The following is a 24,201-nucleotide window of genomic DNA, read 5'->3' as shown; positions in this document are numbered from 1 at the left end:
CTGGTTCCGGTCGTTCAGACGGAAGCGTTCGTTGACGATGAACTCGGCTTTTGACCTGACCTCGTCCGGATAGTCTTCGAAATCCATGTCACCTCCTCGACTTTATCCTGGCCCAACCCGCGCCAAGTCAGGTTAAGTCCCGCGAGTTTTTTCCGACCTCTCTGTCGGTCCTTATAAGGATCGCTTCTCAAGCTCAACCGCCGGGAAATTCCCTCCAACGAACAATGAACAATCGTATCGTATCGGAATCGATACCATGGCGACCCAACCAACCAGGAGTCTTAATTTTGCCCACCTAGGCCTCTCGCCACTCGAACCCGGCCACGCTTCGCTTTTCCCGGCTGAACTCCACGCCGATCAAAAACACGGGCTCACCCCGATCCCGGTACTTGGCCGCGTAGTCCCGAAACAAAAGCTGCTCCATGGCCCGACCTTCAGGTTCCAGCTCCACGACCTTGAACTCGAAGACGAGCACCCGACCCTCAAAGAAGACGGTCATGTCCACCCGGCCCCGGCTGGTGGCGTCCTCGACCCGGATGTCGAGTCCCAAAGCGGCAAAGTGGGAATAAAACACGCTGGCGTAGTAGCCCTCAAAACGGGCGATGTCGTTTCGTCGGTGCCAGTCATGGGGGATGGAGGCGAACAGGGCCTGAAAATGGGTTTGCAGGGCCGCAAAATCGAATTGGATCAGTACCTGATACAAGCGGCTCATGGCGGCCTCGCCCTGGGAAGGGTCGGCCAGAAGGGCCTTGACCAGCACATCGTTCAGGGCGCTTTGAACCTCAAGATTGGGGTAGCCGAGCCGGTATTCGTTCCGTACGCCCCGGGGTCGTGTACCGGTGATGGTCAGATACCCGGTCTGGAACAGCAGTGCCTCCACGGCCATGGTGTCCACGTCGAATGCCGAAAGAATCGCCTCGGTGGAAAAAAACAGTTCCAGACTGGGTGTGTACACGCCCCGTTCAAGAAGCAGTTCGACCAAAAAAGTGGGTGTGCCGGTCTCGAACCAGTAGGGGGCGAAGGTTCGCTTGGAGAAGAAGACCAGAATGTCGAAGGGGTTGTAGACCTTCTCGCCCGTCCAGTTGTACCCGTTGTACCAGCGACGGATTTCTTCCCGGTCCAAACCCTCCAGTTCCGGGGCGAAGATCGTGCCCAGATCGTTCTCGGTATAGCCGCACAGGGCCGACCATCGCTCATCCACGGTGATGTCCAAAAGATTGTTCAGCCCGGAAAAGATGCCGGCCTTGCTGAACTTGGAGACCCCGGTCAGAAAGGCAAAGCGAACAGATGCGTCATTGTCCTTAATCACCGAGTAGAAGTCTCGCAATGCGTCGCGGTTGACCCGGGCGGCCTCGCGGTCGGGCAGGGCGTCCAGGATGGGCTTGTCGTACTCGTCTATGAGGACGACCACGTTCCGGCCGCTTTTCGTGCGAGTGTGTTGGATGAGATCGGCCAGCCGAGCCCCGGCCTGCTCGTATCGCGGATTGAGTTCCAGGCGGATTTCGTGGTCGGCCAGTTGGCGGTCCAGGCTGACGCGCAAATCCTCCAGGCTGCCCATGCCTCCGCCGGCGAAACTGAATTTGAGTACCGGGTATTGGATGGACCAGTCCCAGCGCTGCTCCGCGGCCAGGCCGACGAAGAGGTCCCGGTGGCCCTCGAAGAGTTCCTTGAAGGTGTCCACGAGCAAGCTCTTGCCGAAGCGCCGGGGCCGAGAGAGAAAATAGTACTTCCCCTGGTCGGCCAGGTCCACGGCATAACCGCTCTTGTCCACGTAGTAGTAGCCGCCTTGGCGAATTTCGCTAAAAGTCTGCACACCGATGGGCAATTTCTTTCTGGTCATGGCTGGTCTCCTCGGTCCAGGACATAGCCCAGGGCGCGGTGTCTGCCAAGAACGGAAAACTGGCCGCCCTGATCCAGGACCACAATTCCATTGACGTCCCATGACTCCGATCGTATCGGATTTGAGAAGATCGAAAAACGAAACAGGCCGCCTTCGGGAACAATCCCGGGGCCGAATCGGAGGGAATCATGGACCGACGCGAATTCCTGAAAAAATCCATCGCCGGCGGCATCGTCGCCGGAACGGCATTGGCCCTGCGGCCCTATGTCGCCCTGGCCTCGACGTCCGAGCCGTCAAACTTGGAAAAATTCGACCTTGTGGCCGTCAAGGGCGGCGAACCTGGGGCCATGTTCGACCTGGCCATGGCCTCTCTCGGAGGCATGAAGACCTTCGTGGCCAAGGGAAACAAGGTTCTGGTCAAGCCGAACATCGGCTGGGACGTCGGGCCCGAACGGGCCGGAAACACCAACCCGAACCTCGTGGCCCGCATCGTCGACCATTGCCTGCAGGCCGGGGCCAAGGACGTCTACGTCTTCGACCACACCTGTGACCATTGGGTGAGGAGTTACAAGAACAGCGGCATCGAGGGGGCCGTCAAGGACGTCGGCGGGAAGATCGTTTCCGGCGACAGCGAAGGCTACTACCAGAAGATCGCCATCCCCCATGCCCGGCGCCTGACCGAGGTCAAGGTCCACGAACTCGTCCTCGATGCCGACGTGTTCATCAATGTCCCGGTTTTGAAGCACCATAGTTCGACCAGATTGACCATTGGCATGAAGAACCTCATGGGCGTGGTCTGGGACCGCGGATACTGGCACCGCAACGACCTCCATCAATGCATCGCCGATTTCGCCTCCACCCACAAACCGACCCTGACCGTTGTCGACGCCTTCAACGTCATGAAGCGCAACGGCCCCCGGGGAGTGTCCGTGGCCGACGTGGTTCCCATGAAATCGCTCATCGTCTCCACGGACCCGGTGGCCGCCGACGCCGCCGCCGCGAAACTTTTCGGTGACGAACCCGGGGACATCCGCCACATCCGTCTGGCGGCCGAAATGAACGTGGGGCAAATGGACCTGAGTGCCTTGGCCATACATCGCATCAAGATGTGAAGGCATGGGACTGCATTGGTTGAAGTGGCTGCGCGTGGGGGTGTCGACCCTGTTCTTCACCCTCATCGCCCTTGTGTTTCTCGATTTCCGGAACATGATCCCCGCATCGGTCGGCCAAGGGATTCTCTTCCTCCAATTTGCCCCTTCCCTGCTGCAGTTCCTGATCACGGCGGCCCTGGGCGCGACGGGTTGGGTCATCGTGGTCGTTTTGACCGTCCTCCTGGGCCGGGTCTATTGCTCGACCATCTGTCCTCTGGGAACATTCCAGGACCTGACCGGCTACGTGGCCAGAAAAAAAGAGGCTAAAAAACGTTTTGAATTCTCCAGGCCGCACAACGGCCTTCGCTACGGCATCCTGACCCTGACCGTCATCCTGTTTGTCTTTGGCAACGGCTTCCTGCTCAACCTCCTCGACCCCTTCAGCGGCTTCGGCCGCATCCTGTCGAATATTGTCCGGCCCGCGGTTCTGGCCCTGAACAACGGCGCGGCCATTCTCCTTGAAGCAATGGGTGTCCACTCCCTCTATCTCGTTCACTGGGGGCCTGTGGCCCCTCTGTCCGTTGCCGTGGCCCTGGCGACCATGGCCCTTGTCATTTGGCTCTCGGCCAGGCGCGGCCGTCTCTACTGCAACACGGTCTGCCCCGTGGGCGCACTTCTCGGACTCTTGTCCAGATTTTCGTTTCTGCGCATCGGCATCGACCCTGACTCCTGCCGGGGATGCCGGGCCTGCGAGCGGGCCTGCAAGGCCGGCTGCATCAATCTGGAAACAAAGACGGTGGATGTCGGTCGCTGCGTCGCCTGCTACAATTGTCTGGCCGTCTGCCGGGACAAGGCCTTGCGCTTTGAAGTCCGGTGGCCGAGACGGTCCTCCGGAAAAGGGCTGGCAATGGAACGACGGGGCTTCATCCTCAACTCGGCCCTGTGGGTTGCCGGTGTGTCCGGCTTTGGCGAACAGACCCGAAAAATCGTCCAAGCCCGACCCACGACCATTCCCATCCCCATGACCGGCCCGGTCTCGCCCCCCGGATCCAAAAGCGTCAAGCACTTCACCTCGACCTGCACCGCCTGCCACCTCTGCGTCAGCGCCTGTCCGACCCGTGTCTTGGCGCCCTCGCTTCTCGAATACGGGTTCTTCGGCATGATGCAGCCCAGGATGGATTTTCACTCCGGCTTCTGCAACTTCGAGTGCACCGTCTGCCTGAACATCTGTCCAAGCGGGGCCATTCTCCCGTTGGCGCCGACAGACAAGAAACTCACTCAGCTGGGGGTGGCCACATTCATCAAGGAAAACTGTGTCGTCCACACGGACAAAACCGATTGCGGGGCCTGCTCCGAGCATTGCCCGACCAAGGCCGTGCGCATGGTTCCCTACCCGAACCCGGCCGAAAAGCCTCTGGTCATCCCGGAAGTAAAATCGGAGTATTGCATCGGCTGCGGGGCCTGCGAATTTGCCTGCCCGACCAAGCCCTTCAAGGCCATCTATGTCGAGGCCAAACCGATCCACAAACTGGCCACAAAGCCCGCGACCGAAACCATTGACGAAACCATCGTTTACGATGATGATTTTCCTTTCTAATAAGCTCACTGTGACAACCATTCTCGGGTTTTCAAAACAACCCGAACAAGGACTCCATCATGGCCCCACACCGCCTGACCATCGTTCTGGGCACAAGGCCCGAGGCCGTCAAGATGGCCCCGGTCATCGCCGGATTCCGGGCCGATCCGGAAGCCTTCCAGGTCCGGGTCCTGAGCACAGGCCAACACCGGGACATGCTGGGGCCGATTCTGGCTTCCTTCGGCATCGAGCCCGACCATGATCTGGCCGTCATGCGGCCGGGCCAGACCCTGGCCGACATGACTGCGGCCATGGTCCAGGCCATGGTTGAGGAATTGCAAGCCCACCGGCCGGACCTCCTCTTGGTCCAGGGTGACACCACCTCGGTTTTTTCCGCGACCCTGGCCGCTTTCTACGCCCGGGTCCCAGTGGGACACGTCGAGGCCGGACTGCGCAGCCACGATCTGGACAACCCCTTTCCCGAGGAGGCCAACCGTCGGCTGGTCTCGGTCCTGGCCGACATCCACTTCGCGCCCACCGAGTCCGCGGCCAGGGAACTCCGGGCCGAGAACATCCCAGCCGAACAGATCGTGGTCACCGGCAACACCGTGGTCGACGCCCTCCGGCACATGGCCGCCCAGACAGAAACTCTCCAGACTGATTTGGACGCCTTTTTGGCCGACCGGCGCATGATCCTGGTCACCTCCCACCGCCGGGAATCCTGGGGGCCGGGCCTGGAGCGCATCTGTCGGGCCGTGGCCGCCATTCTGGACGAACATCCGGACACGGCCGCGGTCATTCCGGTCCATGCCAATCCGGTCGTCCGCCAGATCGTGGAATCCGTCCTCGGCGGCAATGAGCGGGTCCTGCTTCTGCCTCCTGTGCCCTATCTGGAATTCGTCGGCCTCATGCACCGGGCCGAACTCATCCTGACCGACTCCGGCGGTGTCCAGGAGGAGGCCCCCAGCTTCGGGGTTCCGGTCCTGGTCCTGCGGTCGGTCACTGAACGGCCCGAGGCCGTGGTCTGCGGACAGGCCCGCCTGGTGGGTACCGACCCCGGGGTCATCGCCCGGGCCGCTGAAGATATTCTTTCCGGATCCGAATCCTCGCAGGCCATGCGCCGAACCGGCAACCCCTTTGGCGATGGCCGGGCTGCCGAACGCATCGTTCTGGCCTCGAAACGGTTCCTTCGCGGCGAAGGCCTCCTGCTTTCTTCGTCCGAATCCTTTGCCGGCTCCTGCCCAGGGGAAGACTAGGCCATGCTCCTCGAATTCATGCCTGTTCTTCTGATCGTCCTCAAGGCCGGGCTCTGGCTCTTCGGCTTGGTCTTTTTTCTGAACGGCCTGAGCGAGCTCTTCATCGACATGGTCCGCATGGGCCGCGAACTCTGGCGCCGAGTCTTTGTCTTCGGCCTGCGCGGAGCCAAGCCCCTGGTCGAGGAAGATCTCCTGGCCCGGCCCGAGCAGGCAATCGCCGTCATGATCCCCTGCTGGGACGAATCGGCCGTCATCCGCCGCATGCTCGAGAACACCCTCAAGGTCCTGAACTACTCCAACTACGTCATCTTCGTCGGCACCTATCCGAACGATCCGGCCACTCAGCGGGAGGTGGACCTGATCCGGGAGCGCTACGGCAACGTCGAGCGTATCGTCTGCCCCAAGGATGGGCCGACATCCAAGGCCGACTGCCTGAACTGGATCTTCGAGGGCATCCGCCACTTCGAGAAGGAACACGGCACCGAATTTGACATCGTGGTCATGGAGGACTCCGAGGACGTTGTCCACCCCCTCCTGTTGAAGCTCTTCAACTTCCTCATCCCCCGCATGGACATGGTCCAGGTCCCGGTCCTGCCCATGGAGCCCCTCTGGTGGCAGTTCACCATGGGCACCTATCTGGACGAGTTCGCCAACAACCACTCCAGGGACATGGTCGTCCGGGAACTCTTGAGCAAGAACCTGCCTTCGGCCGGGGTTGGAACGGCCTTTTCCAAAAAACTGCTTCTGCGTGTGGCCGCCGAGAACCAGAACCGGCTCTTCACCATCGGCTCGGTCACCGAGGACTACGACTTCGGCATCCGCCTGGCCTCGGTGCCGGGCATCCGCCAGATCTTCTCCCGGGTGGCCCTGGAGCGCTCCACCCGGCGCAAAAATCCCATCACCGGCCGGGAGCGTCTGGTCCGTGTTCGGGACTACATCGGAGTCCGTGAATTCTTTCCCCGGACCTTTGCGACCGCCGTCCGCCAGAAATCGCGCTGGATTCTGGGCATCACCCTCCAGGCCTGGGAGACCATCGGCTGGGTCGGCGGATTCTGGACCCGCTACATGCTTGTGCGCGACCGCTCGGGCCTCATCACCAACCAAGTCAACATGCTTGCCAATGTGCTGGTCCCGGTCTACCTGGCCGTCTGGGGCTACGTCTATTTCTTCCCCGGGGCCTACCGATTCCCGCCCATCGTCGTCGCCGGAACGCCCCTGTACTGGCTCATGATGGCCAACCTCTTCCTGCTCTGCTGGCAGGTGACCATCCGGTTCTGGTACGTGGCCCACATCTACGGTCTGAAGCAGGCCTTCCTGAGCCCCTTTCGCCTGGTCTGGGCCAATGTCATCAACTTCTTCGCCACCATGCGGGCCATCCGTATCTACACGCGCCATCTGGCTACCGGGGTTCCGGTGGCCTGGGACAAGACCGACCACGCCTATCCCAGCGAAGAGGAACTGGTCCGCTACCGCCGCCGCCTGGGCGACCTTCTTCTGGACCGCCGCTTCGTCACCGTGGCCCAGCTCGACGAGGCCCTCAAACGACAGAAACAGACCGGCCGCCCCCTGGGCGCCGTGCTCGTGGACATGGGCGTCTTGGCAGAGGACAAGCTCCTCCAGGCCCTGGGCGTCCAGTTCGGCATCCAGACCGCCGAGGTGGACCCCTACTCCGTCGACCCGAAGGTCATCGCCATGGTTCCCAGAGCCATGGCCGTGCGCCGCCGTCTCTTCCCCATCGGCCTGACGCCTGACGGTCGGCTGATCCTGGCTGTGGAGACCTTGCCCGACACCGACGAGATCCACGTTCTGGAACGGGAATTCGACCGGGCCATCGAACTGCGCCTGACCACTCGGGGCGACCTGTCCTTTGCCATCCGATACGGCTTTGATCGTCTGGAACGGGAAAACCGGGAGGAACGCCTCGTCCGCCACCTCCTGGAACGGGGCTTGGCCGACGAGGCCACCATTGCCGAGGCCCGCAAACGACAGCGTCAAGGCTACCGGGCCCTGGGCGAGGCCTTCGTGGCCCTAGGGCATATGAAGAGCGGCGATCTGGGCCAACTGGCTTCCTGCGTGGAGCAAAGCCGAGACATGCAACCCGTGGGTGAATGCCTTCTGGAGCAGGGAGCTGTGACCCGGGCCCAGCTAGACGAGGCCCTGAAATTGCAGAATCGCCAGAACCGGCAATTGACGGCCATTCTGGCCGACATGGGCGTGGCCGACCTGATCACGCTCGAATCACTGATGACCGAAACCCGCGGAGACGCCTCGTGAGTCTCTCCATCATCCGCCTCCTGGCCCTGGTCTGCGTCCTCCTCGTGGCCCTGCCCTTGGCTGTCCCCGCCGACGAGGCCCTGCCCAGCTTCGACATCGACCGCTCGGACGAAGGCATCCTGGCCCGGGAGCTGCGCAAGAACCGGACCTGGCCCCACCAGGACATGGCCTACCGCCTCCAGGCCCAGGGTGATCTGGCCGGGGCGATCCGGGAACTCCGGGCCTACCTGGCCATCGATCCCAAGGACGACAACGTCCGCCTCCAGCTGGCGATCCTTCTCGGCCGTGTGGGCGACACCCAGGCCATGCTCTCCGAGGCCGACCATTTGGTCCAAAGCCGTCCCAATGCCATCCTGCCCCTGTTTCTCCGGGCCCGGGCTCTGGAGCGCCTGGGCCGAGAGGCCGAGGCCCGGGCCGATTTCGAGCACATCCTGGCCCTGCCCGGCCTGAATCCTGTTCAGCGGGCCGACGCGGCCCTGAGTCTGGCCTTTCTGGCCCAAAAGCACGGGGAGCCATCCCGGACCATGGAGGCCCTGGAAGCCGGGGGTCAGATCCTTCCACCTCGGGCCGAGATGCTTCGGGGGCAGGCATTGTCCGGCTTGGGCGAACACGCCCGGGCCCTGGACGCCTTCGAGCTGGCCGCCATCCGGGCCGAGAGTCAGAAGGACCGGAACACGGCCCTTCTGGCCGCCGCCGAGGAAGCCATCAGGCTTGATTTGCCCGACCGGGCCCGGGCCCTGCTGGCCCGTGCCACTACGGGCTCCGGACCCGATGTCGGCATGGAACTCCGGCTGGCCGAACTCTCCATCCGCTCCGGTCAACCGGACGAGGCCGTGGACCACTTCCGCCGGGCCGTGGACCTGGGCGATGATTCGGCCCGGGTCCCCCTGGCCCGAATCCTGTTCGAGCTTGGCCGTCTGGACGAGGCCGAAAATGAGGCCGAAATCGTGGCCGAAACGGCCCAGACACCCGAAGCCAAGGCCGAAGCTCTGGCCCTGGTCGGGGTCGTCCGGGAACGCCGGGGCGACCGGGCCGGCGCGGCCCAGGCCTTTGAAAAACGGGCCGAAACCCTTCCCGGACCGGAGGCCAGTCTGGCCCTGGCCCGAACCCGGGCCGCCGAAGGCCAGAACGAAAAGGCCCGGCAGGCCTACGAACAGGCCCTGGCCCAGGCTCCAACGGCCGAAAACCGCTTCGAGCTGGCCCTGGTTCAGGCCCGCGCCAAGAATCATCGGCAGGCCGTGCGCCTCCTGAACGAGGCTCTGAATCAGGGACTTTCTCCGGAACAAACCTTGAAGGCCTGGGAGCAATTGGGCTACAGCCTGGCCGCCCTGAGCCGACGATCCGAGGCCGATCGGGCCTGGAACCAGGCCGTTGCGCTCTCGGCTCCCGATTCCCGACCCGATCTTCTGACCGCCCTGGCCGACAACGCCTGGGAAGCCGGCCGCCACGCCCAGGCCGCCCGATACTTCGAACAGGCCTGGCAGGCCGGGGGACGACGCGATCCGACCCTGGCCCAGCGGGCGGCCGCGGCCTGGGCCAAGGCCGGCCAAGATCAGGCCGCCCTAGCCTCCTATCTGGCCCTGGCCACTGATCCGAACCTTTCCTCGGCCAGACGACGCTCGGCCCTGGAGTCGGCCGCCCATCTCCAGCGCCAGAGCGGTGACCCGGCCACGGCCGCCAAAACCCTGGTCCGGGCCGCCGATCTGCCCGGCCTCGATGCCGAACGCCGAACCGATCTCCTGACCCGGGCCACGGCCCTCTTCCTGGAGGCTGGATACATCCCCGAGGCCCAGGAGCTGCTTGGCCGCCGTCTGAAGACCGCGCCCTCCGGGCCCCGGCAGAGCGAAATCCTCATGACCATGGCCGACCTGGAGGAATCCCAGGCCAGACCCGGCTGGCCCGAGCGGGCCCTCGAACTCCTGACCCGGGCCGAGACCCAGCCTCACCTTCCTCCGGCCACGGCCGCCCGGGCCGCCGAATCCTCGGCCCGCATCCTTCGGGCCCAGAACGATCTCCCAGCTGCCGTCCAGGCCCTGGAACGATCCGTGATCCTGGACGGGGAAACCCCCGGCCGCATGCTCGAACTCGGCTACCTCTTCGCCACCCTGGACGAAAATGCCAAATCCAGAGACGCCTTTGCCCGGTCCGCCGAACTTGGAGGAGGAGACCAGGCCTTCATCGGCCTGGCCCGGGCCTACGAGGGCCTCGGTCAACCCGGACTGGCCCTCCACGCCCTGGAACAGGCCCCCTTCATGACCCCCGGCGGTCCCGGACCATCGGCTCTTTCCCCGGATGACCGCGTGGCCACCCTTGGCCTGCTGGGCTACCTGAACGAGGAACTCCAACGCCCCGATCAGGCTGCTCTCTGGTACGAACGGGCCCTGGAACTGGACTGCAAGCCGTTGATCCGCTTCCGGCTGGCCCGGGCCCTCTTCGCCCTGGGCCGCGTGGAACGGGCCGACGAACTCCTCTGCGGTCTTGACCGGGCCGACCTGCCACCCGACGAGCACCTCTCGGACATCATGCTCCGGGCCCGGGTGGCCAAGGCCCTGGGCCGTCTGGACAAGGCCGAAACCGTATACCGCCAGGCCCTTGCCGAGGCCCCGAGCGCCGATCTCTGGTACGAGCTGGGCGGCTTGCTCCGCGAGCAAGGCGACCACGAGGCCGCTGCCCAGGCATTTGCCCAGGCCTCAAGCCTTCGTTGCACCCCGGCCTTTCTCGTGGCCGAGGGATATGAACTTCTGGCCCTGGACGAACGTGAAAAGGCCCAGCCTCTGCTCACCGACGGTGTCTGCGCCGAGCCCGACTACCTCCCCGTTCATCAGGACCTCGGCTATATCGCCATGCAGCGAGGCGACAACGACCTGGCCGTGGACCATTTCATGAACGCCATCGACAACGCTCCCCTCAGACCCGTGCCCGACGAAGTTGCGGCCCGGAACGTGGCCGAGGACGTCCGGCGAATGCGCGGCGAGGTCCGGGCCCTGACCAATCAGATGGACCTCGACCTCTGGCTGACCTACACCACGGGCAAAACCGGCACCCAGCAGGCCAGCGGTCTGGCCGCGCCGGAACGCGATGTCATTCGGACCTCCTCCGGTGTGGAACTGGGCTGGATTCCCCCGGATTGGGGATTTCAGGATCACCGGATCTTCAAGTTCATCGGCCGGCTGACCTGGAACATGAAACCCGACAGTCTGGATGTCCAGGACAAGTCCTGGGACGGGGCCCTGGGGGTGCGGTACAAACCCTTGAAAGACCGGAATTTGAACCTGGGCCTGGAACGCATCTTCAACCTCTCCGGCCAAGGCGAGGACAACTGGGTGGCCCGGGCCATGCTCTCCCTGGCCAACGGCACCGACGACGTCCACCCCCATGAAACCATATGGAACTATTCCTTCCTCTTCGGCGAGGTGGACGCCTACCTGGAATCGCCCTCCCGACTGACCGCCTATATCGAAGGCCGCCAGGGCTTCAATTGGAAACTGGACGACAACCTGATCGTCAGCCCCTTCCTGGTGGCCGACGCCAAGTGGTGGTCCGGCTCCCGGGCCAACGACGTCTCATTCTACGAAGGAGGTCTGGGCCTTTCCGGGCGGTTCCTCTTCGACGAGACCAAGTACGAGCTGCCCCGCCGGAACCTGGAACTGCTCCTGGCCTACAAGATCGGCCGCATCTTCGATGCCGACAACATCAAGGACGATGAGATCAATGCCTTCTTCGCCACCATCATCTTCCGCTTCTAGCCTCCGGACCCTCGTGGTCCTGGCCCTCGTCCTCGCCCTAGCCGGAATCGGCTCTCCAGGCCAGGCCGAAAGTCCACCGGCCTTTGCGGCCACCTTTGTCCAGCTCTGGGACCGCCACGAAAACTGGCCCCCGGAGCAATGGGACATCCTCTGCGCCGACCTGGCCGCCCTGGGTGTCAGGGAACTGATTCTGCAATGGAGTTTGCGGACCGAACCGGCCTTTTTCTGGCGCCTGACCCCGGAGCGAAGGAAGGAGGTCCCCCACGACCGAATAGACCCGGCCCTGGCCGTGGAGGCCGTGGTCCAGGCCGCCAAGCGCCACGATCTGCGAGTGCGCTTCGGGTTGACCGAGGATCCGGCCTGGTGGGCCGAGATCAAGAACGAGCCCACCTTGGTGGAGGTCTTCCTGAACCGCCTCCTGCAGGATCAATTGGCCCTGGCCCGGACCCTGACGGAAATCTATGGCCAGGATGACGTCTTTGCCGGATTTTACATCCCCCAGGAGATCGACGACCAGACCTGGCTCGACGCCGATCGCCGCTGCCGACTGGAAGAGCATCTGGCCCGCCTGTTCGACGGTCTGGAAATAATCCGGCCCGGTTCGAGTCTGGCCATCTCCTGCTTTGCCACGGGAAAGGACGATCCCCGGGGCTTTGCCCGGTTCATGGCCCGCTTGGCCTGCGCCGGAGGGATCGGACTCGTTCTTTATCAGGACGGCCTGGGTACCGAACGGCTCCTCCAAACCGAATCGGCCGCCTACCTCCAGGCCCTGGTCCCAGCCCTGGCCGAGGTCGGCACGAGGGTCAGCGTGGTGGTCGAAACCTTTGCCCCGACTCCGGACGGCCGCGGCTTCATCCCGGCCCCCATGGCCAGAATCGCCTCCCAGTTGGCTCAGGCCCGCAGCCTGACCGACACGCCCATCACGGCCTTCAGCCTGCCCGATTATGTCCATCCCCTGGCCGGACCCAAGGCCGAAGACATCTTCCGGGCCTATGGGGAATATCTCCTGGAAATCCGATACCCTGACAAAAAAGACCTTTCCTCGTTCGAAAGAACGAGTGAGGTCTCTTCAAAAAATGATTCAGGCCAGACACACTGTCACAAAGAAGACTGAGTTACTCCGGCCCTTGCCTGTCTCTGGGAGGCCTCTTCCATCTCCCGCTCCTTGAGCCGGAGTTCACGTCGCAGCCTGGCCTCACGGTTCCGTCTTCGATCCTCGTCGGTCTCCAGAATCAGCTCCGGCACCTCCGTGGGCTTTCCGTCCGGCCCCATGGCCACGAAGCTCAGATAGGCCGAGTTCGTGTGCCGGACCACCCCGGTGACCAAGTTCTCGGCCGTGACCCGGACCCCGACCTCCATGGACGTCCTTCCGACCATGTTCAGACTGGCCGACATGGTCAGAAGTTCCCCCACGAACACCGGCTTGAGAAAGGTCAGCCGGTCCACGGACACGGTGACCACGTTCTGCCGTGCGTGGCGCATGGCCACCACCGCCGCCGTGGAATCTAGAAGCTTCATGACCACCCCGCCGTGGACGTTGCCGGCCGGGTTGGCGTCATGGGGCAGCATCCGGTAGGACATCTCTACCCGACTCTCGTTAACCGGCTTGGCGACAGGCCTTTCCTCGCTCATTCGACCTCCAGATAGTCGGCCAGAATGGTCTTCAGGCCGAACCCGATGAAATTGACCTTAAACTTGTTGGGGGGGACGACCGCCACGATCTTTCCCCGTCCGAAGATCTTGTGCGTGCAGAACCCGGTCCCGGGGATGGGAGCCTTGGTCGGGGTTGCGGACGGCCCCGGGGCCGGAATCGAATCCCGGACAGAATCCGGCCTGACCGCCTCCCTGAGCAGGCCGCCCGTCCGGCTCTCCCGGCACTCCACGGCCAGGCCGGGAGGCAGGGTGTCGATGAACGGCGAAGGCGCCGCCGGCAGGCTCGATCCGGTGTAGCGGTTGAAAAGGGTCTCGGGCATGAACAGGGTCAGGGACTCCCGGGCCCGGGTGCAGGCCACATAGAGAAGCCTACGCTCCTCCTCGAACTCCTCCCCGCCATTCATGGCGTGCCGGGACGGAAATCGCTCCTCCACGAGGTCGATGACGATGACCGCGGACCATTCTAGACCCTTGGCCGAATGGACCGTGGACAGAACCACATGGTCCTCGGCGTGTTCCGACCGCCCCAGACTCTCCGGGGCCTCCAGGGAGATGTCGGCCAGAAAGGCATCCAGTTCCATGTATCCGGCTACGATCTGGGCCAGTTGATCCACCCCGGCCTTGCGCCGGGGATAGTCGTCCACGAACCTCACCTCCATGATCGGGCCGTAATATTCCATGACCGCGTCCAGAATCTGGGCCGGGGTATGGTCTGTCGAACGCAGCCCCTCCAGCATGCCAAGGACCGCGTCCAGTCCGGCATTCCTGGCCCGCTGCCCGGCCAGCCAGACCGTGTCCGAGGCCGAACAGGCCTCGCAGATCCGCTCGCAGGTCTTGGGCCCGACCCCCTGGACTCCGGCCATGGCCCGTTTCAGGGCCGGCAGGTCCATGGGATTCAGAACCAGGCGCATGAAGGCGAGGATGTCCTTGATGTGAGCCGAATCCGTGAATCTGGCCCCCCCGTATTTCTGATACCGGACTCCACTCTTGTTCAGAGCCATCTCCAGGGGGAATGACTGGTACCCGGCCCGAAACAGGACCGCGATCTCGTGAAGCGGGTAGCGAACGGACAATTCATCGATTCGGGCCTTGACCATGCCGGCCTGGGTCAGATCGCTGACGGTCCGGACGATTTCCGGGCATTCCGAGCCCGGACGATCGGTGAACAGGCGTTTGGGAATGCCCTCCCTGGCCTGGGCCAAGATGGCGTTGGTCAATTCCAGGATGGGCTGGGTGGACCGGTAGTTCTGCTCAAGCTTGATAATCCTGGCCCCGGGAAAATGCTCCTGAAAATCGTAGATGTTCCGGACATTGGCCCCTCTGAAGGCGTAGATGGACTGCGCGTCGTCCCCCACGGCCATGACGTTGCCGTTCTCTCCGCCGAGGCGTCGTATCAGCCTGGCCTGAATGAGATTCGTGTCCTGGTACTCGTCGACCATGACATGGCTGAATCGTCCGGCCATGTGGTTTCTGACCCGCTCGGCGTCCCTGAGCAGGACGTCCAGCCGGACCAGGAGGTCATCGTAGTCCATGGCCCCGTACTTGGTCTTCAGCCGATCGTAGCGTTCGGCTATCCGCTCGAGATCCTCGGTGTACTCCCGGAGATGAAAGGCCTCGGCCAGGATGAGCCGCTCCAGCTCGACCTCCTTGTTCCGGGCCTTGCTGACGAGCTGCATGACCGTGCCCTTCTTGGGGAAGGTCTTTTCCCCCTTGGCCACCCCGAGTTCCTGCCGGGCCTGGGCCACCAGGTCTTCAGAATCGCTCCGGTCAAGGATGGTGAAGCCGTCGGGAAAACCGGCCTCGGCCGTGTGCTGGCGAAGCACCGAATAGGCGAAGCCGTGGAAGGTGCCGCCCAAGACCCCGCCGAGCCCCATGTCCAGCAATTGCCCGGCCCTGGCCAGCATCTCGCCCGCCGCCTTGCGGGTGAAGGTCAAAAGGAGGATGGACGTGGGATCCACTCCCGACTCGATCAGACGGGCCAACCGATAGACGATGGTCCGGGTCTTGCCGCTGCCGGCCCCGGCAATGACCATGACCGGCCCCTCGACGGCGGTCACGGCCTCCAGTTGTCTGGGATTGAGATCCCTGTGGTAGTCGATGCGCATTCGCCCCTCATAGTCCCGGGGCCCGAAAATGGCAAAAGGCGCCATGGGGCGCCTTTTGCTGAACCGCGTCGCTGCGGAGTCGAGTCGGTTCCGGGTCTATTTGAGGCCCAGGGACTTCTTGATGGTCTCGAAATCGAGGGTCGAGCTGACCAGCTGGGCCCCGTGCTGGATCTTGATCATGTCCCGAAGCTTGTGCCGAGAAAGGATGCTCTCCATCTTCTGGGCCACGGTGTATGTGTCATCGCGGACCACGACGATGGGCACGTTCAGAACCTCGGCCCGGGTCATGATGATGTCGTTGGGATAGAGATTGCCGGTCAGTATCAGACATTGAGTGCTGCCTTCCAAGGCCACGAGCTGGACGTCGGACCGGTCGCCGCCGACGATGATGGCCGAATTCTTGGTCTTGCGGAAGTGGGTCATGAAATTTTCGACCTGCATGGTCCCGATGAGGAAATTCTCCACCACCCGGTCGGCCTTGTCATGGGCGGTGATGATCTTGCCGCCCAGGCGCTCGGCCAAGGAAGCTATTTTGATGGCTCCCATGAGCGGATCGCTGGGGAACACCCCGAGGATGTGGATACCCTTGCTCTCCAGAAACGGAATGAGCATGGTGTTCAGCTCGTCATTGAAGCTCGTCGGGATGTCGTTCAGCACGGCCCCGATGAACTGATCGCCCAGAAGGTCCTTGATGACCGTCAGATAGTCGTACTTGAGCTCCTTCTGGTAGCGGTCGATGATCATGCACTTGAGGTTGAGGTCCTTGACTAGGGTCACCCCGTCCACATGGCAGTAGCGGCCTGAGAACATGCTGCCCGACCCGGCCACGATCATGACGTCCTTGCCCTTGCTCAACTCGTCGTAGGCGGCCTTGATCTTTGGAACGAGGTTCTCGCACTTGCCGGAAAAGGCCTGGACCTTGAAGTCCTGGTCCACGACCACCGGAGTGACTTTGGCCGGATCCTCGTTCAGCCCGAGGACTTCCTGGACAAAAAAGGCGTCCTCGTCTCCCAGGACCCCGTTCTTCTCCATGGGCATGGCCCCCACCGGCTTCATGTAGCCGACGTTGAAGCCGTCCTTCTGCAGCTTGAGGCCCAACCCCATGGCCACCATATTCTTGCCGGAATAGCCGGACGTCGCCCCCACGTAGATTCCAACCATATGTTCCTCCTCGTCATTGTGCCCGTCCTCGGGCGGACATTGTCGAATTCGCGGTGTTGATTCTTTCAGAGCGTCCCGCGAACCGCCACGGAAAAACCGATGAAAGGCGCTAAGTCATCGGTAAGAGGCGCGGGTCTCGCGACGCGTGTTTGGCGCCGTTTTCGAACCCTGGCCCTCAAATCGACCACCGTCCGAAGATGGACAGGGGCAAAACCCGGTCCGAACCCGCATGGGGCAGGACCAGCTCCCCGGTCTCCACGGTCCCCCCGAACCCGTCCAGTCCGTCGCACAGGAGGTTTCCGAGCATGAGGGACGAGGCCTCGATGTTATACATGGTCAGGAGAAAGAGCACCGGTCTCCGACTGAGCAGCGAGCGACAGACCGCCAGAAGTTCCGTCAGATGCCGCTCCGCCTTCCAGGTCTCGTTCTTTGGCCCCCGGCCGAAAGAAGGCGGATCGAGAAGGATGGCGTCGTATTTCCTCCCCCGCCGGACCTCTCTGGCCGCGAACTTCAGGGCGTCGTCCAGAATCCAGCGAATGGGTGTCTCCACGAGCCCCGACAATTCCTGATTTCGCCTGGCCCAGGCCAGGGCGGGCCTGGAGGCGTCCACATGGGTGACCAAAAACCCGCACCGAGCCGCCGCCAGAGAGGCCGCCCCGGTGTACCCGAAGAGGTTGAGAAGCGTCAGATCCCGGGATCCCCCAACGGAGCGGGCCCGCTCCTCGATCCACGTCCAATGTCCGTACTGCTCTGGAAAAACGCCCACGTGCTTGGACGTCTCCGTGAACCGAGCCTCCAGACGCAGAGACCGAAAGCCGAGGACCCATTCCCGGGCCAGTCCCGGCTTAAGTCGCCAGGCGCTATCGTCGTGCTCGGCCACGGCCCGGTCCCAGACCTCTGCGGGCAGAGCCGGATTCCACCAGGCCTTGGGTTCGCTCCGGACCACAAGGATCTCGCCGAACCGCTCCAGCTTTCGACGCCCCCCGGAATCAACGAGTTCATGACCGTCCCAGCCTCCGGACAGGACCCTGACCTCCTTGGACCATCCAGGTCTCCCCCTCTTCATCGCGCCCCAGCCCGGCGCTCCTCGATCAGTTTCTTGGCCTTTATGGCTAGATTACTAACCTCAGGCTTGGATATCTGATCGTCAGCCCCCACGGACAGACCCTTGTGTCGAAGCTTGTCCGTGATCAGGGAGGAGAAGAGGATGACCGGCAGGAACGAGAACTCGGGACTGGATTTGATTTTTCTGGTCAGACTGAATCCGTCCACCGAGGGCATCTCAATGTCCGAGATGACGATCTGGACGAGATCGTCCAGCCTGACCCCCTGTTTCTGGGCCTGCTCGTTCAGGCTCGCCAAGGTCTTCCAGGCGTCGTCTCCGTCGGAGGCGGTCCGGACCAGAAAGTTGGCCTTTTCAAGGACGTCCTTGAGCATGTTTCTAACCGTCTGGGAATCGTCGACGATCAGGGCCGTGTAGCGATCGCCCCCTCCCCATTCCAAGGTATCGTCCAGCCTGAGGGCCAGCTGGGGGTTGAGTTCGGCCACGACCTTTTCCAGGTCGAGCAGGAACAGGATCCGGTTCTCCAGCTTGACCACCCCGGTGATGCAGTTGGCGCTAAAGGCCGAGACGTATTGCCCCGGAGGCTCCACCGATTCCCAGCTCATCCTGTGAATTCTGGTCACCCCGGAAACCAGAAAGGCGTTCACCACCCGGTTGAATTCGGTGACGATGACCTTGGGGGCCGGGCCGGGGTGCATGGTCTTGCCCAGCCAGAGGCTCAGATCGACCAGGGGGATGATGGCCGAGCGTTGGTTAAAGGCCCCCAGAACCGAGGGGTGGGACCTCTCGGGCATTTCGGTCACCCGCTTGGGCTTGTTGATGATCTCCAAAACCTTGGCCACGTTCACCCCGTAATAGCCTCGATAGGGGGTCTCATCACCCGGCATCTTCTCGTCCAGATAGAACTCGACGATCTCCAGTTCGTTGGTCCCGGTCTCCAGAAGGATATTGGTCTGCTGCATGAAGCCCCTCACGATGCCAGAAGCGCCTGGCGTACTTCCTCGATGATGTCTCCCGGAGTCGAGGCTCCGGCTGCCAGCCCCACGACGCGGTACTCCGGATTCAAGGCCCCGGCCAGTTCCCCGGCGGTCTCCACATGGACGCAGAACACGCCGCTTTCCCGGGCCACGGCCGCCAGACGACGCGTGTTGCCGCTGTTTTTTCCTCCGACCACGACCATGGCCTCCACCTGGGCGGCGATCTCGACCACCTCCTCCTGGCGCTCCTTGGTCGCGTCGCAGATGGTGTCCAGGATCGGAGTCTCCTCCCCGCACAGGTCCAGGACCACTTCGCGAACCCTGCCGAACATGTCCCTGGCCTGGGTGGTCTGGGCCGCCAGAAAAAAGCATTGCCCGGAAATCCGTCCGGCCAGGGCCTCACGCAGGCCGTCCACGGAGTCGAAGATCATTGACTGCCCGCGCGCATAGCTGACCAGCCCCTTGACCTCGGGATGCTCGGGCTCCCCGAAGAGGAGCAGCGTCCGGCCCTGGGCGGCCTGCTCGGCAATGAGCACCTGGGCCTTCTTGACCTTGGGGCAGGTGGCGTCCACCACCCGAACCCCCAGGGCCTCCAGGGCCTTCTGCTCGGCCAGGGGGATGCCGTGGGCCCGGACCACCACCGTGTCTCCCGCTCCGGCCTGGATGTCCGAGGCCAACTGGCGAACCCCGAGGGATTCGTACCGGGCCAGGACCTGGGGGTTGTGGATGATGGGCCCGTGGGTGAATATCCTTCCTGTCGACTCGGCCACGGCCTTGTCCAGCTTGCGCAGGGCCAGGCCCACGCCCATGCAGAACCCGGCCGTCTTGGCCAGGATCACCGTTCGGGCTGTGTCATGGGGCATAGCTTGAAATCTCCTCCGCTCTGGCCGCTTCAATTCGTTCCAGGATATTCTGCACGCTTTCCCAGGAGTCGCAGGAAGTCAAGTCCCGGCGAAAGAGCTTGGCCCCGGGCAGGCCCTTGACCATCCTTGGGGCCAGGGTCCGCATCCGCAAAAGGGCCCGTTCCTCGCCCCCGAATCGGCGGCTGAGTTCAGCCAGCCGGGAGACCATCCAGGCCGGGCCCGGAATGTCGGCGTCTTCGGACCCACACTCCATGACTGTGGCGAACCGCCTGAAAATGGCCGGGTCGGTCAAGGCCCCCCGGGCGAACATGACCCCAGTCGCCCGGCTTTGGTCCAGGCAGGCCAGGGCGTCTTTGGCCGTAAACAGATCCCCGCTGGCCAGGACCGGAATGGAGACCACATCGACCAGCCGGGCCACGCAGACCCAGTCGGCCCGGCCGGAAAACCCTTGGCGGCCGTAGCGGGGATGCAGCGTGATCCAGGCTGCCCCGGCCTCTTCCAGGGCCGGCCCGAGCTCCACATAGGTCGGTCGTTTCATCTCCCACCCGAGCCTGATCTTGACCCCCACCCGGCCTGGACCGGCCTCGGCGACCATGGCCCGGACCAGGGCCACGGTCTTGGCCGGATCGGCCATCAGGGCCGCTCCGCTCCCGGATGAGACCACCTTGCGCACCGGGCACCCGGCATTGAGGTCAAAAAAGGTGTGCCCCTGATCCCTTAAAATCCCTGTGGCCCGGGCCAGAAACTCCGGCTCAGACCCGAACAGCTGGACCACCAGGGGCCGGTCCTCCGGGCATGTCGCTGTCAAGGACGAGGTCCCCGAACTTCCATACACCAATCCCTTGGCGCTGACCATCTCCGTGCAGGCCGCCGCGCACCCCAGTTCCCGGCAGAGCAGACGAAACGGCAGATCCGAATACCCGGCCAAAGGAGCCAGCCAGGGAAGATGGGGCCCAAAGGGCAGCAGCTCGGCCGCGGGGGAAATATCTGTCGTGCGCATCGGGTCAGACCACAGTGTTCAGGCCGCGCCCGGCCATAATCAGCTCCGGCAGAAGCGGACCATTTGCCGGAAAAAACCGGGCCTGCCCCTCCCGCTCGTTCGTGGACCTGATCCAGCCCGCTTCAACCATGCCGGCCAGGGTCCACCTCGGAAGTCCGACTTCCGGCCCGCCCGGCTGGAAAAGAACCTCGGCCCGCTCCACCAGTCCCGAGAGCCAGGGGGCGAACCGGAACAGCCAGCCCCGGCCGAGCAGGATCCGGCCCGCGTGCTCTTCCAGTTCGGCCAGTTCCAGCCAGGCCCCCAGGGCCTCATTATCCTCACTCAGAACCCGGACAAAATTGAGCCGTCTGGTTTCCCAATCGCCGTTGCCCGGGACCATCCGGCCCCCAAGTCGCTCCCGAAGCCGGTCCTGAAGCCCAAAGACGAACTCCCGGCACAGGGCCGGATCGCCAAGCACTCCGCCACGGCCTCCGTCCACCAGCCGAAGGACGATGCGGGGCGCGAGGCTGACGATCTCGAAGAACATGATCTGTCCGACCACCGGCTCTCCCTCCAGGGCCGAGAGCAGGGGCTGGCCGTCGATCTCGATCCAGACCATGCCCGGGGACTGGACGCGGAGCACCCGGCCTCCCACCACCTGGCCCAGGACATGCCGTCTGCGGAATCCCTCCCGGCGATCCCCACCGAGCCCCCTCCCAAAAGCCCCACCGTACCCGCTTATGCGCACGGCCCGCCCTCCGTTGGCTCTTCGAACGGAAAAAAACGCCTTGACCGCCGGACTCGGCCGTGATTGACCTGGGGCGGATTCGATTCCCGAACATCGTCAGGAAGGAGAGCCGTGAACCGAGAAATCATGATCGAAACACTCAAGCGGGAACAGGGATATTGGGATCTTGTCGTCATCGGCGGCGGGGCCACCGGCCTGGGTGTGGCCGTGGACTCGGCCTCCCGGGGATACTCGACCCTGCTTCTGGAGCAGAACGACTTTTCCAAGGGCACCTCCAGCCGAAGCACCAAGCTGGTCCACGGCGGGGTCCGCTACCTCCGCCAGGGCAACGTCTCCCTGGTCCTTGAGGCCTTGCACGAGCGAGGCCTGCTGCTTCAGAACGCCCCGCACCTGGTCGGCAACCAGGCCTTTGTCGTCCCGGTCTACGACTGGTGGGACGGGCCATTCTACGGCGTCGGCCTCAAGGTCTACGACATGCTGGCCGGCAAGCTCGGCCTGGGTCCTTCCCGGAACATCTCCCGGGAGGAAACCCTGGGACGGATCCCCACCCTGCGGGCCGATGGGCTGCGCGGGGGAGTGGTCTACCACGACGGCCAGTTCGACGACTCCCGCCTGGCCGTGAACCTGGCCCAGACTGCGGTGGACCACGGGGCAACGGTGCTCAACTACGTCAAGGTGACCGGACTGCGCAAGTCCGCAGACATGGTCGACGGGGTCGTCGCCCGGGATCTGGAGACCGGCCGGGAATACGGCATCCACGCCCGGGCCGTGGTCAACGCCACCGGGGTCTTCACCGACGAGATCCTGGACATGGACGAACCGGGAAAGCCAAAAATCATCCGGCCGAGCCAGGGGGTCCACCTCATCCTGGGCAAGTCCTTCCTGCCCGGGGACACGGCCATCATGATCCCCAGGGTCGAGGACGGACGGGTCCTCTTTGCCGTGCCCTGGCACGACCGGGTGGTCGTCGGAACCACGGACACCCCCATGCCCAAGGTTGAACTGGAACCCAGGGCACTGGAGGAGGAAGTGGACTCCATCCTGGACTGCGCCTCCCTCTACCTGGCCCGCAAGCCGACCCGGACCGATGTTTTGAGCGTCTTCGCCGGCCTGCGGCCCCTGGTGGACCCGGCCGGAGAGCGCAACACGGCCTCGGTCAGCCGCGACCACCTGCTCATGGTCTCCCGATCCGGCCTGGTGACCATCACCGGGGGCAAGTGGACCACGTACCGGCGCATGGCCCAGGAGACCGTCCGCAGCGCCGCCCTGGTGGCCGGACTCGACGACCGGCCCTGCCGGACCAAGGAACTTCGCATTCACGGCTGGCTGAAGCATGTCGACCGCTCGGACCACCTCCACGTCCACGGTACCGACGCCCCAAAGATCATGGCCCTGGCCCGGGACAACCCGGTCCTGGGCGAAAGGCTCCACGACAGGCTTCCCTACATCCGGGCCGAAGTTGTCTGGGCCGCCCGCCACGAGATGGCCCGCACCGTAGAGGACGTTCTGTCCCGCCGGACCAGGGCCCTGCTCCTGGACGCCCGGGCGGCCATGGACATCGCCTCCGAGGTGGCCGCCATGCTGGCAACCGAACTGGGCCGAAGCGAGGCCTGGGTCCGGGATGAGACCGATCGGTTTCTGGACTTGGCCCGGGGCTATGTCCCAGCCTGACCGGGACTTACTGGCCGACGTGAAATAGTGTTTTCCGGAATCAGGAACTGGTATTCGACAGGCTTTTGCGAATTTTCGCCGACAAATTTACAAAAAATGCATTTGCCGGAGGAAATATGTTGGATAAAGGCCATCAAAAAAATCGCCGGGCATTATCGAACATCGACATTGAAGATTTTTGCCACCTGATTTCTGAAAAGCAGCCCTGATGCGTGAAGCCTGCTGCATCCAATTTTGTCCGAGGAATGATCCAAAATCGTGCAAGGCCGCAGTGGACGGCTAATATCCCTCCCTGAGGAGGAATTGTTCAACGTCCTTGCCGAGCCAAATCCCGTGGCGTTTCAGGCGGGCGATCGATGCCGGTATATCCAAAGGAAATCCCAGCCGTTTGGCCTTCACCAGAATACCGGCGGAACCGGTCACGACCAAGCCGTGCAAGCGAGCGGCCCGTCGTCCCATTTTTTCGTCGATGCAGACCAGCGCGAGTTCATGGTGCAAAGCGGCCTGGATGACCGCTGCTTCGCCGCGATCAAGGGAGTTTCGCAAATAGGAGGAAATCTCTTGCGGCATCCTCGATCGTTCGAGCCAAGGGCTTGCCGTGAAGTCCGCCACGCCTGGCGCATGCGGACCAGATGCCAGGATTTCCTGCTCGACCTCATTGGGCACAAGGACACGGTCATAGCAGATACGCAGGACATCCAACCCGCCGGTTGCCACAGCCAAGGCAATGAGCGGCGTCGTATTGATGACCAGCTCTCTGTGGGCGTCAGGCATTGCGCAGGTCCGATTCTAGATCTTCCCGACTCAGGTCGATCATGGGCACCCCATACTCGCCAAGCTGAAGCAGGAAATGGACCCGTTCCATGCCCAGCATCCGGGCCGCGATGCCCGAAGATATCTTGCCCATTTCATAAAGCTTTACGGCCATGGCCATTTTAGCCTGTCTGGAAAACTCTTCCGGCGTACATTGGACGACATCGGGAAGATGGCGAGGAATTTCTATGGTCAAAAGCATGGCAGTTCCTTTCATTTTGAGGCCTCATCCAAAGACCGTGCGTCAATTTTTTCCAAGATTTGGCATGGGGATATATCCTTTCATAGTCAACGACCTCGCCCTGAAGGACGAGGCTTGTAACTACACTCAGCCGCAATTCCTCTTGGAGGCTTTGGCTTCAACATGCGTTACGATAGGCCGGTT

At 63.2% G+C, this 24,201-nt stretch carries 18 protein-coding genes; 7 read left to right on the top strand and 11 right to left on the bottom strand.

What is annotated here, in order from left to right:
• Positions 1 to 295 precede the first annotated feature (295 nt).
• On the bottom strand, positions 296 to 1,840 hold the full coding sequence (locus EOM25_05990) for a hypothetical protein (protein NCC24738.1): 1,545 nt from the start codon (positions 1,838 to 1,840) through the stop codon (positions 296 to 298).
• A gap of 188 nt (positions 1,841 to 2,028) precedes the next feature.
• Between EOM25_05990 and EOM25_05985 the strand changes: the two genes are divergently transcribed.
• From EOM25_05985 to EOM25_05960, 6 genes are read left to right on the top strand one after another with little or no spacing between them, the layout of a single operon-like run.
• A complete protein-coding gene (locus tag EOM25_05985; protein ID NCC24737.1) occupies positions 2,029 to 2,952 on the top strand; it encodes a DUF362 domain-containing protein in 924 nt (307 codons plus the stop codon).
• Positions 2,953 to 2,956: 4 nt separating this feature from the next.
• The gene (locus tag EOM25_05980; protein NCC24736.1) at positions 2,957 to 4,528 is read left to right on the top strand and encodes a 4Fe-4S dicluster domain-containing protein; all 1,572 of its coding nucleotides are present in this window, start codon (positions 2,957 to 2,959) and stop codon (positions 4,526 to 4,528) included.
• Positions 4,529 to 4,587: 59 nt separating this feature from the next.
• On the top strand, positions 4,588 to 5,763 hold the full coding sequence (locus EOM25_05975; GenBank protein ID NCC24735.1) for a UDP-N-acetylglucosamine 2-epimerase (non-hydrolyzing): 1,176 nt from the start codon (positions 4,588 to 4,590) through the stop codon (positions 5,761 to 5,763).
• Between the two features lie 3 nt (positions 5,764 to 5,766).
• Positions 5,767 to 8,037 (top strand): phage adsorption protein NrfB, encoded by a 2,271-nt coding sequence (nrfB, locus tag EOM25_05970; GenBank protein ID NCC24734.1) that lies wholly within the window; start codon positions 5,767 to 5,769, stop codon positions 8,035 to 8,037.
• Entirely contained in the window at positions 7,872 to 11,783 is a 3,912-nt protein-coding gene (locus EOM25_05965) for a tetratricopeptide repeat protein (protein ID NCC24733.1), read from the top strand. Before nrfB ends, EOM25_05965 begins: the two co-directional genes overlap by 166 nt.
• Positions 11,719 to 12,897, top strand: a complete 1,179-nt coding sequence (locus EOM25_05960; GenBank protein NCC24732.1) for a DUF4434 domain-containing protein — start codon at positions 11,719 to 11,721, stop codon at positions 12,895 to 12,897. The genes EOM25_05965 and EOM25_05960 overlap by 65 nt, the downstream gene beginning before the upstream one ends.
• Here EOM25_05960 and EOM25_05955 read toward each other — a convergent pair.
• The 8 genes from EOM25_05955 to EOM25_05920 all read right to left on the bottom strand — a co-directional run bounded on the left by EOM25_05955 (position 12,882) and on the right by EOM25_05920 (position 21,332).
• Complete coding sequence (locus tag EOM25_05955; GenBank protein ID NCC24731.1) at positions 12,882 to 13,415, bottom strand: acyl-CoA thioesterase; 534 nt, start codon at positions 13,413 to 13,415, stop codon at positions 12,882 to 12,884. The two genes, EOM25_05960 and EOM25_05955, sit on opposite strands and share 16 nt — an antisense overlap.
• The gene (locus tag EOM25_05950; GenBank protein NCC24730.1) at positions 13,412 to 15,541 is read right to left on the bottom strand and encodes an ATP-dependent helicase; all 2,130 of its coding nucleotides are present in this window, start codon (positions 15,539 to 15,541) and stop codon (positions 13,412 to 13,414) included. The genes EOM25_05955 and EOM25_05950 overlap by 4 nt, the downstream gene beginning before the upstream one ends.
• Before the next feature lie 96 nt (positions 15,542 to 15,637).
• Positions 15,638 to 16,702: a phosphotransacetylase family protein gene (locus EOM25_05945; protein ID NCC24729.1), complete on the bottom strand. Its 1,065-nt coding sequence runs from the start codon at positions 16,700 to 16,702 to the stop codon at positions 15,638 to 15,640.
• Positions 16,703 to 16,877: 175 nt separating this feature from the next.
• Positions 16,878 to 17,768, bottom strand: a complete 891-nt coding sequence (locus EOM25_05940) for a class I SAM-dependent rRNA methyltransferase (GenBank protein ID NCC24728.1) — start codon at positions 17,766 to 17,768, stop codon at positions 16,878 to 16,880.
• Positions 17,765 to 18,727: a chemotaxis signal transduction protein CheV gene (locus EOM25_05935; GenBank protein ID NCC24727.1), complete on the bottom strand. Its 963-nt coding sequence runs from the start codon at positions 18,725 to 18,727 to the stop codon at positions 17,765 to 17,767. Before EOM25_05935 ends, EOM25_05940 begins: the two co-directional genes overlap by 4 nt.
• Positions 18,728 to 18,735: 8 nt before the next feature.
• On the bottom strand, positions 18,736 to 19,605 hold the full coding sequence (ispH, locus tag EOM25_05930) for a 4-hydroxy-3-methylbut-2-enyl diphosphate reductase (GenBank protein ID NCC24726.1): 870 nt from the start codon (positions 19,603 to 19,605) through the stop codon (positions 18,736 to 18,738).
• Positions 19,595 to 20,605, bottom strand: a complete 1,011-nt coding sequence (locus tag EOM25_05925) for a tRNA-dihydrouridine synthase family protein (protein NCC24725.1) — start codon at positions 20,603 to 20,605, stop codon at positions 19,595 to 19,597. Before EOM25_05925 ends, ispH begins: the two co-directional genes overlap by 11 nt.
• Positions 20,606 to 20,609: 4 nt before the next feature.
• A complete protein-coding gene (locus EOM25_05920; protein ID NCC24724.1) occupies positions 20,610 to 21,332 on the bottom strand; it encodes a hypothetical protein in 723 nt (240 codons plus the stop codon).
• A gap of 111 nt (positions 21,333 to 21,443) precedes the next feature.
• Between EOM25_05920 and EOM25_05915 the strand changes: the two genes are divergently transcribed.
• A complete protein-coding gene (locus EOM25_05915; GenBank protein NCC24723.1) occupies positions 21,444 to 23,003 on the top strand; it encodes a glycerol-3-phosphate dehydrogenase/oxidase in 1,560 nt (519 codons plus the stop codon).
• A 279-nt stretch (positions 23,004 to 23,282) separates the two neighbouring features.
• Here EOM25_05915 and EOM25_05910 read toward each other — a convergent pair whose 3' ends face one another.
• Together EOM25_05910 and EOM25_05905 are read right to left on the bottom strand one after the other, a co-directional pair.
• Positions 23,283 to 23,777, bottom strand: coding sequence for a DUF3368 domain-containing protein (locus EOM25_05910; GenBank protein ID NCC24722.1), 495 nt, complete (start codon positions 23,775 to 23,777; stop codon positions 23,283 to 23,285).
• Positions 23,770 to 24,018 (bottom strand): UPF0175 family protein, encoded by a 249-nt coding sequence (locus EOM25_05905; GenBank protein NCC24721.1) that lies wholly within the window; start codon positions 24,016 to 24,018, stop codon positions 23,770 to 23,772. Before EOM25_05905 ends, EOM25_05910 begins: the two co-directional genes overlap by 8 nt.
• Positions 24,019 to 24,201: the final 183 nt, after the last annotated feature.

Source organism: Deltaproteobacteria bacterium (assembly GCA_009929795.1).
GTDB lineage: Bacteria > Desulfobacterota > Desulfovibrionia > Desulfovibrionales > Desulfomicrobiaceae > RZZR01.
Note: the sequence above shows the minus strand (reverse complement) of the source record. Positions and strands in the feature narration are given on the sequence as shown.

What these genes read in the sequence shown, in the direction of transcription:
- EOM25_05990 (NCC24738.1), bottom strand. Translation starts at nt 1,840, where the DNA reads ATGACCAGAAAGAAATTGCCCATCGGTGTGCAGACTTTTAGCGAAATT.
- EOM25_05985 (NCC24737.1), top strand. Translation starts at nt 2,029, where the DNA reads ATGGACCGACGCGAATTCCTGAAAAAATCCATCGCCGGCGGCATCGTC.
- EOM25_05980 (NCC24736.1), top strand. Translation starts at nt 2,957, where the DNA reads ATGGGACTGCATTGGTTGAAGTGGCTGCGCGTGGGGGTGTCGACCCTG.
- EOM25_05975 (NCC24735.1), top strand. Translation starts at nt 4,588, where the DNA reads ATGGCCCCACACCGCCTGACCATCGTTCTGGGCACAAGGCCCGAGGCC.
- nrfB (NCC24734.1), top strand. Translation starts at nt 5,767, where the DNA reads ATGCTCCTCGAATTCATGCCTGTTCTTCTGATCGTCCTCAAGGCCGGG.
- EOM25_05965 (NCC24733.1), top strand. Translation starts at nt 7,872, where the DNA reads ATGCCTTCTGGAGCAGGGAGCTGTGACCCGGGCCCAGCTAGACGAGGC.
- EOM25_05960 (NCC24732.1), top strand. Translation starts at nt 11,719, where the DNA reads ATGCCGACAACATCAAGGACGATGAGATCAATGCCTTCTTCGCCACCA.
- EOM25_05955 (NCC24731.1), bottom strand. Translation starts at nt 13,415, where the DNA reads ATGAGCGAGGAAAGGCCTGTCGCCAAGCCGGTTAACGAGAGTCGGGTA.
- EOM25_05950 (NCC24730.1), bottom strand. Translation starts at nt 15,541, where the DNA reads ATGCGCATCGACTACCACAGGGATCTCAATCCCAGACAACTGGAGGCC.
- EOM25_05945 (NCC24729.1), bottom strand. Translation starts at nt 16,702, where the DNA reads ATGGTTGGAATCTACGTGGGGGCGACGTCCGGCTATTCCGGCAAGAAT.
- EOM25_05940 (NCC24728.1), bottom strand. Translation starts at nt 17,768, where the DNA reads ATGAAGAGGGGGAGACCTGGATGGTCCAAGGAGGTCAGGGTCCTGTCC.
- EOM25_05935 (NCC24727.1), bottom strand. Translation starts at nt 18,727, where the DNA reads ATGCAGCAGACCAATATCCTTCTGGAGACCGGGACCAACGAACTGGAG.
- ispH (NCC24726.1), bottom strand. Translation starts at nt 19,605, where the DNA reads ATGCCCCATGACACAGCCCGAACGGTGATCCTGGCCAAGACGGCCGGG.
- EOM25_05925 (NCC24725.1), bottom strand. Translation starts at nt 20,605, where the DNA reads ATGCGCACGACAGATATTTCCCCCGCGGCCGAGCTGCTGCCCTTTGGG.
- EOM25_05910 (NCC24722.1), bottom strand. Translation starts at nt 23,777, where the DNA reads ATGCCTGACGCCCACAGAGAGCTGGTCATCAATACGACGCCGCTCATT.
- EOM25_05905 (NCC24721.1), bottom strand. Translation starts at nt 24,018, where the DNA reads ATGCTTTTGACCATAGAAATTCCTCGCCATCTTCCCGATGTCGTCCAA.